This window comes from Ureibacillus sp. 179-F W5.1 NHS, assembly GCF_045369345.1.
GTDB lineage: Bacteria > Bacillota > Bacilli > Bacillales_A > Planococcaceae > Ureibacillus > Ureibacillus halotolerans.
In genome coordinates, this window is record NZ_JBIQFG010000058.1 from 1 (window position 1) to 13,477 (window position 13,477).

14 protein-coding genes are annotated in these 13,477 nt (G+C 36.2%); 4 read left to right on the plus strand and 10 right to left on the minus strand.

What is annotated here, in order from left to right; translation table 11 throughout:
- Window positions 1-184 precede the first annotated feature (184 nt).
- The 3 genes from ACH0B5_RS16535 to ACH0B5_RS16545 are packed head-to-tail and all read right to left on the minus strand — an operon-like array spanning window position 185 to window position 2,969.
- Complete coding sequence (locus tag ACH0B5_RS16535) at window positions 185-1,903, minus strand: GMC family oxidoreductase (protein WP_122973329.1); 1,719 nt, start codon at window positions 1,901-1,903, stop codon at window positions 185-187.
- A gap of 19 nt (window positions 1,904-1,922) precedes the next feature.
- Entirely contained in the window at window positions 1,923-2,693 is a 771-nt protein-coding gene (locus tag ACH0B5_RS16540) for a gluconate 2-dehydrogenase subunit 3 family protein (RefSeq protein WP_122973330.1), read from the minus strand.
- 18 nt (window positions 2,694-2,711) lie between these two features.
- Window positions 2,712-2,969, minus strand: coding sequence for a hypothetical protein (locus ACH0B5_RS16545; protein ID WP_122973331.1), 258 nt, complete (start codon window positions 2,967-2,969; stop codon window positions 2,712-2,714).
- Window positions 2,970-3,199: 230 nt separating this feature from the next.
- On the opposite strand from ACH0B5_RS16545, the gene tatC reads away from it, so the two are divergent.
- The 3 genes from tatC to tatA (ACH0B5_RS16560) all read left to right on the plus strand — a co-directional run bounded on the left by tatC (window position 3,200) and on the right by tatA (ACH0B5_RS16560) (window position 4,479).
- Window positions 3,200-3,937: a twin-arginine translocase subunit TatC gene (tatC, locus tag ACH0B5_RS16550; RefSeq protein ID WP_122973332.1), complete on the plus strand. Its 738-nt coding sequence runs from the start codon at window positions 3,200-3,202 to the stop codon at window positions 3,935-3,937.
- A 27-nt stretch (window positions 3,938-3,964) separates the two neighbouring features.
- Window positions 3,965-4,192 carry a twin-arginine translocase TatA/TatE family subunit gene (gene tatA, locus ACH0B5_RS16555; protein WP_122973333.1) on the plus strand — a complete coding sequence of 76 codons (228 nt, stop codon included), beginning with the start codon at window positions 3,965-3,967 and terminating at the stop codon, window positions 4,190-4,192.
- 104 nt (window positions 4,193-4,296) lie between these two features.
- A complete protein-coding gene (tatA, locus tag ACH0B5_RS16560; RefSeq protein WP_406928149.1) occupies window positions 4,297-4,479 on the plus strand; it encodes a twin-arginine translocase TatA/TatE family subunit in 183 nt (60 codons plus the stop codon).
- A gap of 62 nt (window positions 4,480-4,541) precedes the next feature.
- Here the strand turns inward: tatA (ACH0B5_RS16560) and ACH0B5_RS16565 are convergent, their stop codons facing one another.
- Both ACH0B5_RS16565 and mce read right to left on the minus strand, forming a co-directional pair.
- Window positions 4,542-6,089 (minus strand): acyl-CoA carboxylase subunit beta, encoded by a 1,548-nt coding sequence (locus ACH0B5_RS16565; protein ID WP_406928150.1) that lies wholly within the window; start codon window positions 6,087-6,089, stop codon window positions 4,542-4,544.
- 4 nt (window positions 6,090-6,093) lie between these two features.
- On the minus strand, window positions 6,094-6,507 hold the full coding sequence (mce, locus tag ACH0B5_RS16570; RefSeq protein ID WP_341362238.1) for a methylmalonyl-CoA epimerase: 414 nt from the start codon (window positions 6,505-6,507) through the stop codon (window positions 6,094-6,096).
- A 124-nt stretch (window positions 6,508-6,631) separates the two neighbouring features.
- Here mce and prli42 point away from each other — a divergent pair, with 124 nt between their 5' ends.
- Window positions 6,632-6,724 (plus strand): stressosome-associated protein Prli42, encoded by a 93-nt coding sequence (gene prli42, locus ACH0B5_RS16575; protein ID WP_156967325.1) that lies wholly within the window; start codon window positions 6,632-6,634, stop codon window positions 6,722-6,724.
- 16 nt (window positions 6,725-6,740) lie between these two features.
- Here the strand turns inward: prli42 and ACH0B5_RS16580 are convergent, their stop codons facing one another.
- The 5 genes from ACH0B5_RS16580 to ACH0B5_RS16600 form a co-directional block, all read right to left on the minus strand.
- Window positions 6,741-7,730: an aromatic acid exporter family protein gene (locus ACH0B5_RS16580; protein ID WP_406928152.1), complete on the minus strand. Its 990-nt coding sequence runs from the start codon at window positions 7,728-7,730 to the stop codon at window positions 6,741-6,743.
- Between the two features lie 121 nt (window positions 7,731-7,851).
- Window positions 7,852-8,292: a BrxA/BrxB family bacilliredoxin gene (locus tag ACH0B5_RS16585; protein WP_122973305.1), complete on the minus strand. Its 441-nt coding sequence runs from the start codon at window positions 8,290-8,292 to the stop codon at window positions 7,852-7,854.
- A 68-nt stretch (window positions 8,293-8,360) separates the two neighbouring features.
- Window positions 8,361-9,440 carry a methylmalonyl Co-A mutase-associated GTPase MeaB gene (gene meaB / locus ACH0B5_RS16590; protein ID WP_406928151.1) on the minus strand — a complete coding sequence of 360 codons (1,080 nt, stop codon included), beginning with the start codon at window positions 9,438-9,440 and terminating at the stop codon, window positions 8,361-8,363.
- Complete coding sequence (gene scpA, locus ACH0B5_RS16595; RefSeq protein WP_122973303.1) at window positions 9,440-11,590, minus strand: methylmalonyl-CoA mutase; 2,151 nt, start codon at window positions 11,588-11,590, stop codon at window positions 9,440-9,442. The genes meaB and scpA overlap by 1 nt, the downstream gene beginning before the upstream one ends.
- Entirely contained in the window at window positions 11,587-13,269 is a 1,683-nt protein-coding gene (locus tag ACH0B5_RS16600; protein ID WP_341362240.1) for a methylmalonyl-CoA mutase family protein, read from the minus strand. Before ACH0B5_RS16600 ends, scpA begins: the two co-directional genes overlap by 4 nt.
- Window positions 13,270-13,477 lie beyond the last annotated feature (208 nt).

Here is a 13,477-nt window from a genome sequence, read left to right on the forward strand (position 1 = left end):
AAGTATATAGAAATCGGTGATTACGTGCTTTTTTATTTATGAAATTTTTTTAAACCCCAACAAATATTATAGAGCCACAAAAAAGATGGTAGGAATACATCCCACCATCCTTTTAGGTTGTTGACTAGAAACTATTTTTATTTCTTATCGTTCTATTAGTATAGATAAATAAATTAAAACAAAATTATACTAAAGATCCGCCACCGTTTTTAAGATATTTTTCAATTCCTTCAGCAGCACGGTATGCAAGTGCCCCTACTGTACCAGTTGGGTTCATACCAGAGTTGTGTGGGAAAGCATTTGCACCTGGGATAAAGACATTTTCACAATCCCACATTTGTAAATAATTATTTAATACAGATGTTTCTGGATCGGCACCCATTATTGCACCACCTGTATTGTGGGTTGTTTGGTATTTTGTTGTATCCCAATCGCCTTGGTCGCCAGTTTCGTTAATGATATCTGCGCCCATTTCTTCCATAATTTTTTTCGTAATTTCACGGATGTATTTTTGTTGGTTACGTTCATTTTCACGGTAGTTAAATGTCATACGTAATAACGGATCACCGTATTGATCTTTGTAAGTAGGGTCAAGGTCTAAATAATTGTTTTTGTGCGGCATTACCGATCCTTGGCTTCCAATACTTAAAGTACGATTTGTATATTTAACTGACGCATCTTTGAATTCCGCTCCCCAAGAAGGTGTACCTGAAGGAGTAGAGTTATTAGCAATCGGACGTTTACCATAATGTCCTAAAGCAATATTACCACCATGAAGGAAATTTAAATCCGAATGGTCAAAAAAGTCACCATTAAAGTCATCTAAAACCATCGCTAATGCACCAGTACCAGCATATAAGTTAAATTCTTTATCTTCAAAGAATCCTGTAGTTCCAGCTGAAGTCATTTGGTAAGCATAATTTTTACCAACTACACCTTTACCAGTTTCTGGATTGTATGGCGTACCAAGTTTAGAATTTAATAATAAACGAACATTGTTCAGTGCATATGCAGAAACAACAACAACATCTGCTTCTTGAATAAATTCTTCACCAGTAGTGCTATCCACGTATAAAACGCCAGTCGCTTTCCCATTTTCGTGTAAAATTCGACGAACATTAGCGTAAGTACGAATTTCAAAGTTACCTGTTTTTTCTGCTACTGGAATTACAGTTACGACTGGAGAAGCTTTTGCACCATATTCACAACCAAATCGTTCACAGAATCCGCAGTATTGACAAGCCCCACGAGTAATACCATCTGGGTTTGTATAATCTTCGGATAAAGTAGCAGCAGGAGCAGTATAAGGATGATACCCCAATGAAGTAGCAGCTTCTTTAAACATTTTCATTGCAGGAGTATTTAATAACGGGCCTGTTGGGTGATCCACTTGTGGTGAATCTGGTAGTGGATTCTTTTCTCCAGAAACACCAATCAATTGTTCAAATTTTTCAAAGTAAGGTACTAACTCATCATATGTAATACCCCAATCTTGTAAAGGCATATCTGCAGGGATTTTATCTTTTCCATAACGTTCAACTGTTTTTGTATAAATTTCAAAATCGTATGGGAAGAAACGGTAAGTTAATCCATTCCAGTGTTCACCAGATCCACCTAAACCATCACCAATTAAGAATGAACCGTGTTGACGTACAGGCAATGCACGTTGTGAAGGGTCGTGACGTACTGTCCATGTTTCTTTTGATAAATCTTGCATCATTTCTAAACGTTGAGAATAACGAAGTTCATCGTGTACCATTAAATAATCTGCGACAGAACGGGATTTTCCTCGTTCAAGTCCCACTACTTTATATCCTTTTTTAGTTAGTTCTGATGCAATAATCCCACCAGTCCAACCAACACCTACCGTAACTATATCTGTTTTTGGTAATTTCGTTGCCATCTTCAATTCTCCATTCTAATTAGTGATTATGTTGAGCATTTAATCCTTGTGGTTCATAAGTTACAAATTCATCTTTTTCAATGATTTCTTTGTAGCTCATTTGGTGACCAGGGAATTTACGCATTTTCCACCCTGCCATATCTTTATTTCCACCATACAACGGATCCGCATAAGCTCCTTCTAAAGTTGCAGTGCGTAATAATTTAAAGAAAAATGACGGTTTAACTGCAGCATTCAATTTAACTTCATCTGCTTCAACCGCTTTAAGAATTTCTACTTGTTGCTCTGCAGTTATTGAATAAAAGTTACTATCAAAACGTTTTTTCGCTTCATCGTTTAATAATTTAATACCTAATGTAAAAACTTGTTGACGATTCAAGTGGGTTTGATATCCAAATAACGGGGACGCATCTGGATTAAATGGTCCTTGAGTATATTCTTTTGAATTTAAGCCCCATGCGCCAGCTAATTGATGATCGATGAAATAAGCTACTAATAAGGACTTTGCTCCTGGACCAATTTCTGTTTCGGGGAAAATTTGTTCAGTTGCAGCTTCAATTGTTGAGTATTGTTCAGGTGTGAAGAACATTAACGCTTTATTATAATTTGAACTTTCTGCGCTGTGGGAATGTGAAGGATCTGCAGTTGTTGTAATTGTTTCATCACTATTTTTAGTTACTAGACTTGTTACTGCTCCACCTAGTACTAATCCACCAATGGTTAAACCCGAGTTTTTCAAAAAATTACGTCTTGTCGAACGTTTTTCTGTGAAATTTTCTTTTTCCGCCATAATTGACTCCTCCTAAAATTAACTAAACATTGCTCCAAAGTTAAAATAAATTGCATAAATAATTGACGTTAAAATGATAGTAAGCATGAAGGTTAAATGTTTTAACCCTAGCCAACATCCTACAATTATGGCAAGGCCGACCGCTGAACCAATTAACGCAAATGCGGGAACAGTACTATGGAAATGTGCAATGGAAAATGCGTAACCAACAGTTAATGTAATTCCTGCTAACATTTGTATAATTGTTAAAAGTTCGTCACGGTTATACTCCGTCATATAATCCCCCCTATCTCACTCTATTAAATTATTTACTTTTTATTTAAAGAGTGTATAATCATATAATATTCCTTGTAAAACTATTACAGTCTACAATAGTTATGTATACAATTCAACAACTTTGTGTACATTTTATTAAATTTATAGACTTTATCAATATATATTTTTATTATTGTAGATAAAATTTTATGATTTTGTTATAATTATAAGTTTTGAAAAGGGGTTGGAAAATGGAAGAACAAGAATATACAGTAGTTGAGCATTTAACGGAACTTCGAAAAAGACTTATTATTATTTCTTCCGTTTTCATTGTGACACTACTCATTGGATTCATTTTTGCACCTGATATTTTACAATTTATTAAGTCTCAAAAAGTTGCTCAAAACGTTGATTGGAACGTTTTTGGATATACAGATGGTATTTCAATTTATGTAAAATGTGCATTATTAGTATCTATTTGTTTAACATTGCCCGTTGCAATGCATCAACTTTGGTTGTTTACTAAGCCTGGTTTAACAAAAAAGGAAGCTTCTAGCGCTGCAAAATTTGTACCACTAGCATTCCTCTTATTTATTATCGGAGTATCCTTTAGTTACTTTATTCTTTTCCCATTAATGTTAAACTTTTTGGATAATATTAATCATTCCATTGGTGCAACAGAAACTTATGGAATGAAACAATATTTTACACTTATGTTCAATTTGTTAATTCCAGTGGGCATCGTATTTGAATTACCTGTTGTCATATTATTTTTAACTAAGTTGGGTATTGTTACCCCCAATCGATTAAGAAAGATGAGAAAAGTCTCTTATTTCATCCTGATCGTAATCGGTGTAATGATTTCCCCACCAGATTTTGTATCTGATTTTTTAATTATTATTCCACTATTACTTTTGTTTGAGATTAGTATTATTGTTTCAGAAAAAACATATAAAAAACAATTACAAAATATAGAAGTGTCTGAATAACACATTTCTTAGGAGAGGATGAATAAAATGATTCAATCAATTGGAGTTCCAGGATTAATTATTATTCTAGTCATCGCATTAATTCTTTTCGGACCATCAAAATTACCTCAATTAGGTCGTGCAGTTGGACAAACTTTAAAAGAATTTAAAGCTTCAACGAAGGATGTTGTGGACGACGTATCGGGAGAATTTAAAGAAGTGAAAGAAGAATTTACTTCAACTGAAAATAAAAAAGAAGAATCTGCAAAAAAATAAAGTTCCATTCAACTTCCGTCCCCTCTGATACAGTAAATCGATTTTTTAGAGGGGATGACAAGTGACACTTACTTTTGCAGTAAACTATTGGAGGAAAATATTTTATGTTGAACTCAATCGGTATTCCCGGATTAATCATTATTTTAGTAATTATATTAATCATGTTCGGTCCGTCCAAACTTCCAAAGTTAGGTCGATCTATTGGCGAGTCTATAAAAAACTTTAAAGATTCTACAAAAGATATTATGAGCGATGAAGAGGACGAGAAAAAAGATCAAAAGCTATAAAATTTGAAGGGCATCCTAAATGGTAGGATGCCCTTTTGTGTTCTATTAAACTACTATTTTTATTATAGAGGAATATTTCCATGCTTTTTCGCTGGTCGGGATTCCTCTTTATTTGATAGCATATCTAAAGACTGAATTAATTTAATGCGTGTCTCTCTTGGATCAACGACATCATCAACCATACCACGAGATGCTGCAACATAAGGATTTGCAAATTTTTCTTTATATTCTTCGATTTTCGCTTCACGGGTACTTTCAGGATCTTCCGAATTAGCTATTTCATTGGCAAAAATAATGTTCGCTGCCCCTGCAGCACCCATTACTGCGATTTCTGCATTCGGCCACGCAAAAACTAAATCTGCTCCAATTGATTTAGAATTGAGTGCCACATATGCTCCCCCGTAAGCCTTACGTAAAATGACCGTTATTTTCGGTACTGTCGCCTCCGAGTATGCATATAAAATTTTTGCACCATGACGAATAATCCCACCGTGCTCCTGCTTCACTCCAGGGAAAAATCCGGAAACATCTTCAAAAGTAATAATCGGAATATTAAAAGCATCACAAGTTCGAATAAATCGTGAAGCTTTATCGGATGAATCAATATCTAATCCACCCGCTAACGCTTTCGGTTGGTTACAAACTAATCCAACGGACTCCCCTGCTATTCGCGCAAAACCAACAACAATATTTTTGGCAAATTCAGCCTGAACTTCCATAAAGGATCCTTCATCTACTACCTGTTCAACTACTTTCCGAACATCATAAGGTTTCGTCGGTTCAATCGGTACAAAATCAATAATATCCGGACGATAGTCATCCCCTTCAGGACGAGGGAATCTTGGTGCTTTTTCTTTATTATTTTGTGGCAGATAACTTAGAAGATTGCGAATTTGTTCGATAGACTCCTCTTCAGATGGAGCACGGAAATGGGCATTCCCACTAATCGTATTATGAACTTTCGAACCACCTAAATCTTCCGATGAAATTTTCTCCCCGGTAACGGTTTCGATTACTTTTGGTCCCGTTATAAACATTTGGGACGTTTTATCTACCATTAAAATAAAGTCCGTAATAGCCGGGGAGTAAACTGCTCCACCTGCACAAGGTCCCATAATAACCGAAATTTGTGGAATGACTCCGGAATAGATCGCATTTCGGTAAAAAATGCTCCCATATCCATCTAAAGATAATACGCCTTCTTGAATTCGGGCACCACCAGAATCATTAATGCCAATAAAAGGAGTACCGTTTTTAGCAGCTAAGTCCATTACAGCAGCTATTTTTTTAGCATGCATCTCACCTAATGCACCACCAAAAACCGTAAAATCTTGGGCAAATAAATAAACATTACGCCCATTAATTTTACCAAATCCAGTTACTACCCCATCACCAGGACCCTTTTGTTCATCCATACCAAAATCAGTTGTTCTATGTGTAATGAATGGATTAATTTCTACAAATGTTCCTTTATCTAATAATAAATCAATCCGCTCACGAGCTGTAAGCTTACCCTTTTCATGTTGCTTTTCAATACGCTTGTCCCCACCGCCAAGCTCAATTTCACGTTTACGATCATACATCTCATTAATTTTGTCGAACATGTCCATAGCTCTATATATCCCCTTTTTTACTTTTATCACAAAGTTCATATAAAACACCGTAAGAGTCCTTAGGGTGTAAAAAGGCAACTTCTGCTCCCCCGGCACCTGGATTCGGCTCATCTGAAAGAATACGCACACCCTTTTCCCGTAATTCTTTCATTCTTTCACGAATTCCTATTACCCCAAATGCAACATGTTGAATACCTTCTCCACGTTTTTCGATATGTTTATATATCGCACTTTCTTCACTAGTAGGTTCTAAAAGCTCAAACTTCACATTACCTGCATCAATGAACGCTACGCGAACATGTTGAGATGGAACCTCTTCTATTTTTAGTAATGTTAAGCCTAGAGTTTCAGTATAATATGTAATACGTTCATCCAGGTTTTTAACTGCAATCCCAATATGATCTACACCCTTCATGACAACACCCCTTCTGTTATAGTACATTTCTATTGTACCGAAATGGAAAACAATTCGCTACGTACTTGAGATATTTTTCAAATTTGATAAACTAAATTTAATAATAGAAGGAGAGAACGAAAATATGAGTAATAAAAAATTCCAGAAAATAGTCGTATATAGTATGATAGCCATTATGGTCATTTCAACTCTAGCATTTGGTTTATCGTTCTTCTAAACAGCTTCCACCGCGATTACGATTGTGTAATCGCTTTTTTCCTGCTTTTTTTCTTTATTCCTTTGTAGGATTGTTTAATCATTAAATATTGATCCATTTCTTCGATAAATTGATAAAGGGAGGCCATTGCTAGAAATTTTTCATGATTTTCAGGTAATGGCATTTTGGCAAATTCCTCTTTCACAATTTCTAATTTATTGCGAAAGCGTTTCGCAGTATTACCCGGATGCACATTTTCAGCTAGTTCCTCCATAAAATCGGCAACTAAGTTTGTTTGCTGTACCATAACAGGCAATGTTGTAATTTTAGGTAGTACTCGTTCGATAATCTCCAATTGCTTTTCGCGCATATCAAAATATAAATAGTATTCATTTTGTTTACGGGTTAGATGATTTTCGACATCTTTAAAAGCAAGGGATTTCGCTTTATTTAATATATTGGCCGCTTCTATAATTTCTTTACCATCCCACGAAGTATCCCCATTGCGCAAATACTTTACAATTTCACTAAAAATCGAACTATATAAATCTTCAATTTCACAAAGATATCGATCCAGTTCTTTTTGGAAATCCCCCATATACATATTGACGGCAAGTGCTGTTCCAAATCCGATCGCCATTAAGGCCATTTCATTTAAAAATAAGTCCAATGTAAAATTTGCTTCTCCATAAATATGCATAATAATAACGGAACTTGAAACAAAGCCAGCTGCAACATTTAAAGAGACAATCGTAGGGATAAAAATTAGTATCATACAACCTAATACGAGTGGATTGTAGCCGAACGTTTCTAAAGCGAGATAGGCAAAAGCCATTCCAATGAAACTTGCAATCAATCTCGTATAAACGGCATGTACAGATTTCTTTTTAGTCGTTTGTATACAAAGTATTGTTAAGATGGCTGCCGATGAAAAGTATTGTAAGTCAAAGTAGTGGGCAATGGCAATGGCAATGGCAGCACCTACTGCAGTTTTAACTGTGCGATAGCCGATTTTAAATTTTTTGATATCGACTTCCTCCTTTAAGCTTTGAAGCGTTTATAAAAGTAAAATCGGATTATTGTGACAATTTGAAAGAAAAGAACATGTCCTTAAAAAATTTAAGGACAAGTTCTTTCATCTTTTTACATTAAACTTCGTCACAATATTCTTCAAAGTTTGCTTGTAAATTTGTAATAACCGACATCGGATCATGACCTTCGATTTCATGACGGCCGATATCTGCAACTACTTTACCATCTTTTAATAATACAAAGGCTGGTGAAGAAGGAATGTGGTTTTCACCAAAGAAATGACGGGCTGCAGCTGTTGCTTCTTTATCTTGACCAGCAAATACAGTTACTAAATGATCTGGACGTTTATCGTAATGAATCGCGTTTGCTGCAGCTGGACGGGCAATCCCTCCTGCACAACCACAAACAGAGTTTACCATCACAAGTGTAGTACCAGGACGAGCAAATGCTTCCTCTACCTCTTCTGGTGTACGCAGTTGTTCGTAACCTGCTCCCTCTATTTCAGCACGCGCTGTTCTTTTAATTTCCTCCATAAATAAATCGTAATCCATATTCATGATTTATCGCTCCTTTCAACTATATATATTATCACAAAGACGTCTATTTGAATGTTTTAAAATACTGATCAATGATCTTTAGCAAATAATTTTGTTACACCTTGAGTAACCGTTATTTCCCCTTGTAATATTTCCTTTTCAATTGACTTCATTTGCCCCTTTTTATCGGAATTATTAAAAAATGAGTCAATCAAAGTGTCCGTAATCATTGATTGGAACCATTCTCTTGTCTGTTCTAGTCGTCTTGTTTCCCAATAGTTAGAGTCTTTAATTGTTTTTTCGAATTGACAAATCATGTCCCAAACATCGGTTAATCCTATTTTCTTAATCGAGGATACAGGTAATGCTTTACTAATCCATCCAGGTGTAGCAGGTTGAAGAAAGTGAAGAATTTGCAAATACTCACGAACAGTTTTTTTTGCTTTCGGCATATTATCTCCGTCACTTTTATGGACAATAATCCCGTCTGCTAACTCCATAATCCCTTTTTTCATACCTTGCAATTCATCACCTGCACCAGTTAATACTAAGAGAAGGAAGAAGTCAACCATTCCGCGAACATATGTCTCACTTTGTCCGACTCCAACTGTTTCGATTAATATGACATCGTAACCAGCTGCTTCACAAAGCAACATTGTTTCCCTTGTTTTTTTATGAACACCACCAAGGGTACCTGCACTCGGTGATGGTCGTACGAAAGCACTTTTATGACGACTTAATTCTTCCATACGAGTTTTATCTCCTAGTATACTTCCACCAGAAAGGGATGAACTCGGATCAATGGCAAGAACTGCAACCTTTTTCCCCAAATTACAAAGCATTGTTCCAAAGGCTTCGATGAAGGAACTTTTTCCAGCACCTGGTACACCTGTTATTCCAATTCGAATACTGTTCCCTGTGTAAGGTAATAGTTCCTGTAACAATTTTTGGGCTTGCTCCTTATGTTCGCGATGAGAACTTTCTATGAGCGTAATCGCTTTTGAAAGGGAAGTGCGTAAACCTCTACGCACTTCCTCTGCTAGCTTTGGAATATCTATCGTTTGCTGCTTCTTTTTTCGAAATTTTTTTGGAGAAATCGATCTTCCATCATGGTTTCCTTCTACACCGGCCATTACATGTAATGCACCTTTGTCTGTTTGTTCTTCCATTACAAAGACACTTCCTCGTAACCTAATCGTTTGTATATTTCTTCAATAATTTTAATGGCAGATACAGGGATAACCGTTCCTGGGCCAAATATCGCTACAGCTCCAGCATCATATATAAATTGATAGTCTTGGGCTGGAATAACCCCGCCTACGATTACGATAATATCTTCCCGACCAAGTTTCTTAAGTTCTGCTATCAGTTCAGGAACTAATGTTTTATGTCCAGCTGCAAGAGAGGAAACACCAACACAGTGAACGTCATTTTCTACTGCCATTTGTGCAGCTTCTTCAGGTGTTAAAAATAGTGGAGAAATATCCACATCAAAGCCTAAATCCGCATAACCTGTTGCTACAACTTTCGCTCCTCGGTCGTGACCATCTTGCCCCATTTTAGCCACGAGAATACGTGGACGACGCCCTTCGTTTTCTAAAAACTCCTCCGTCATTTGTTTAACTTCTTTGATTAACTCATCATCTGAGAAATTGGAAGAATAAACACCTGAAATGGATCGAATGACAGCTTTATGTCTACCGGAAACCTTCTCAATGGCATCAGAAATTTCACCGAGGGAAGCACGAGCACGAGCAGCATCAACTGCTACAGCTAATAAATTCTCTTCACCTGTTTCAGCAGCACGAGTAAGTCGAGATAAATGTTTTTGAACCTCTTCTTCATTACGATTCAACTTTAATTTTTCTAAACGCTCGATTTGTTTTTGTCGAACAATTGTATTATCAATATCTAAAATATCGATTGGTTCTTCCACATCTAATAAATATTTATTCACGCCGACAATCGTTTCCGTTTTAGAGTCGATTTTAGCTTGACGTTTTGCTGCCGATTCTTCTACTTTCATTTTTGGTAACCCTGTTTCAATTGCTTTTGCCATTCCACCTAGTTGTTCAATTTCTTCAATTAACGCCCAAGCTTTTCGGGTAAGCTCATCCGTTAATTTTTCTACATAGTAAGATCCACCCCAAGGATCAATCACTTTTGTCATACCGGTTTCTTCTTGCAAGAATAGTTGCGTATTCCGCGCAATACGAGCTGAGAAATCCGTTGGTAATGCAATCGCTTCATCAAGGGCATTTGTATGAAGGGATTGGGTATGCCCCATTGCCGCTGCATTTGCTTCCAATAATGTTCTTGTTACATTATTGAATGGATCCTGCTCTGTTAAAGACCATCCCGATGTTTGGGAATGGGTACGCAATGCCAATGATTTTGGATTTTTCGGACTAAATGTACTCATCATTTGAGCCCAAATACGGCGTGCAGCCCGCATTTTTGCTACTTCCATATAATAATTCATTCCAATTGCCCAAAAGAAGGAAAGCCTTGGTGCGAATGAATCAATATCGATTCCAGCTTTTAAACCTGTTCGCACATATTCAAGACCGTCCGCTAACGTATAAGCTAATTCGATATCATTTGTTGCGCCGGCTTCTTGAATATGATAACCAGAAATGGAAATTGAGTTGAATTTCGGCATAAATTTACTCGTAAATTCAAAAATATCGGCAATAATTTTCATGGACATTTCTGGTGGATAAATATACGTATTACGTACCATATATTCTTTTAATATATCATTTTGAATCGTACCTGCTAATTGTTCGGTAGAAACTCCTTGTTCTTCCGCTGCAACAATATAGAAGGCCATAATCGGTAATACGGCACCATTCATCGTCATCGAAACAGACATTTGATCTAATGGAATTCCATCAAATAATATTTTCATATCTTCAATCGAGTCGATGGCTACCCCTGCTTTCCCGACATCCCCTTTTACTCGAGGATGATCCGAATCATAGCCTCGGTGGGTTGCTAAGTCAAAGGCTACCGATAACCCCTTTTGACCCATCGCTAAATTTCTACGGTAAAAGGCATTCGATTCTTCTGCAGTTGAAAATCCAGCGTATTGTCGAACAGTCCACGGACGGGCTACGTACATGGTCGGATAAGGTCCTCGAGTATTTGGCGCAATACCAGAGAAGTCATTTAAATGGCTCACCTGTTGAATATCTTCTCTATTATAAAATTCGTTCACTTTTATTTCTTCATTTGTCATAAATGAATGGGTAGGATTTAATTTTTCATCCAAAAATACTTCTTTTAAATGGACGGATTTAAAATTCGGTTTACTCATCGTTGCACCTCCTGCAAACTTTCAAGTACCTCTGTCAGCTTTTCCACAATATTTTGACCTGCATATATAAAGCCATTTACCCCTTTTGCTAACCAGTCCTTCTGCTCTTCATCAAACTTCCCAGCTACATCGAATAGTAACTGCTCTGGTTTTGCAGGAAGAAGTGTTGGGACAATATTTCTTGTTTCATCATCTTTGGCAACAAAAATCACATAATCAAATTCATTATTTTGTAACCATGCTTGTGCTGTTTCAACGTTTTGAATTTCTCCAGATTGTTCAGGTGTAATGCCTGCCGTTGCAAAAAAGCCTGATACATAGTCAGCTCGAGGTTTAAAGTCCTTTAAGTTGCCAAAAGTTAAAATACCAATTTTCGGTTGTACCTTTTGATAGTTTACACGTAATTGTTCAAATGGTATTGCTAATCGTTTTACTTGTTTAAATAGCGGATTTATTTCCATCGCCACTTCATCACTTGGATTGGCATAAATGTTAGTACCGATTAACGATTGTTTTCTAGTTTCAACAGCCTTACGACGACTTTCATATACGGCATCTAACTCATTTTGTAATCTCCCTGACTCTATATAGATATCAATACCGCCAGCTTCTTCAATTTCTAAAAACAAATCCCATGCCTTTTCAATATACTCGGCTGTTAGTGATTCGATAAAGTAGGAACCACCCGAAGGATCTAAAACCTTTTCTACAAAGGATTCTTCTTTTAAAACTAATAAAACATTTCGTGCAATACGAATGGATTTTTCGGTAGGTTTTGTTAAACAATCGTGGGGATGAACCGTAAATAGGTCTGCTCCTCCGATTAACGCTGCAAATGCTTCATTACCTGCACGTAATAAATTGACATACACATCCAATGTAGAAAAACTTCGTAATGAAGTTTCGGCAACAATTGGAATCGGCCTCGCTTCTGTAATTCCATAAGCGGATGTAAACGCTTTCCACAATACTTTAAAAGCACGTAATTTTGCAATCTCACCGAAAAAGGATGTGTCGACAGCAAAATTGACAAAAAACTTGTTTAAAAATTTATCAAAATCTTTTTCTTGCTCCGCGAACTTTGCTGCAAGGGCAAGGGAAAGAGCTAATTCTTGTATTGCATGGGCCCCTTCGTGATGATATGTAGCGGTATTGGCCGAAATTGTTCTCACTTGTTTAAAATTTTCCAAAAATATTGGTTGATTTGAAAGAATAAAACCTTCTATATCAAAATTTTTTATATGATTAAAAACATTTAAAATTGGATCTTTTTCATTTTGAACGATTAATTTGAATGAATTTTCAGTTAAAAAACTAGATAAAGTCGTTATATGTTCTTCATTCCATTCAAATGCTACTCGACTATCAATCGTTAGTACTTCATTTCCTTTATCGATACTATCTTGTAAACGAACAAAAAATTCTGCTGGTGTTTCTCCATAAATTTGTTGCGCTACTTTTAAACCGGTTGCTGACTTTAAAGAACGGATAGTAGAAATTTGTTTATCCAATTGGTCACTTAACTGGTCTAATAGCATTTCCTGTGTATAGAGTGGTTGTAGAGTGACACCCTCTATTGTTTTGGTGAATAAAGTTTCAAACGGTTTCCCCTTTAATGCTTTCACGGCTTGTTCTTTCCATTCCTCATAACGAACAGTCGGAAAATCAATGTTTTTCATTTGAATTGACATATTCTCGCTAAACAGCTTCCCCCTTTAACTTTATCTAATTACTATTTTACATTAGAATAAGTTTCCAATAAAGTATAGATATGAAATGTAGTCGTGGTACTATATGGAATTTGTTGAAATAAGGTTCTAAGTCAAATGTTGGGGTGAGCATTTAGCTCACTCCTAATTTATGCGACCCGAACATCTATATTTTTAT

Excerpts from the sequence above, each read along its gene's own strand:
- ACH0B5_RS16535 (WP_122973329.1), bottom strand. The coding sequence starts at position 1,903 with ATGGCAACGAAATTACCAAAAACAGATATAGTTACGGTAGGTGTTGGT.
- ACH0B5_RS16540 (WP_122973330.1), bottom strand. The coding sequence starts at position 2,693 with ATGGCGGAAAAAGAAAATTTCACAGAAAAACGTTCGACAAGACGTAAT.
- ACH0B5_RS16545 (WP_122973331.1), bottom strand. The coding sequence starts at position 2,969 with ATGACGGAGTATAACCGTGACGAACTTTTAACAATTATACAAATGTTA.
- tatC (WP_122973332.1), top strand. The coding sequence starts at position 3,200 with ATGGAAGAACAAGAATATACAGTAGTTGAGCATTTAACGGAACTTCGA.
- tatA (WP_122973333.1), top strand. The coding sequence starts at position 3,965 with ATGATTCAATCAATTGGAGTTCCAGGATTAATTATTATTCTAGTCATC.
- tatA (WP_406928149.1), top strand. The coding sequence starts at position 4,297 with ATGTTGAACTCAATCGGTATTCCCGGATTAATCATTATTTTAGTAATT.
- ACH0B5_RS16565 (WP_406928150.1), bottom strand. The coding sequence starts at position 6,089 with ATGGACATGTTCGACAAAATTAATGAGATGTATGATCGTAAACGTGAA.
- mce (WP_341362238.1), bottom strand. The coding sequence starts at position 6,507 with ATGAAGGGTGTAGATCATATTGGGATTGCAGTTAAAAACCTGGATGAA.
- prli42 (WP_156967325.1), top strand. The coding sequence starts at position 6,632 with ATGAGTAATAAAAAATTCCAGAAAATAGTCGTATATAGTATGATAGCC.
- ACH0B5_RS16585 (WP_122973305.1), bottom strand. The coding sequence starts at position 8,292 with ATGAATATGGATTACGATTTATTTATGGAGGAAATTAAAAGAACAGCG.
- meaB (WP_406928151.1), bottom strand. The coding sequence starts at position 9,440 with ATGGAAGAACAAACAGACAAAGGTGCATTACATGTAATGGCCGGTGTA.
- scpA (WP_122973303.1), bottom strand. The coding sequence starts at position 11,590 with ATGAGTAAACCGAATTTTAAATCCGTCCATTTAAAAGAAGTATTTTTG.
- ACH0B5_RS16600 (WP_341362240.1), bottom strand. The coding sequence starts at position 13,269 with ATGAAAAACATTGATTTTCCGACTGTTCGTTATGAGGAATGGAAAGAA.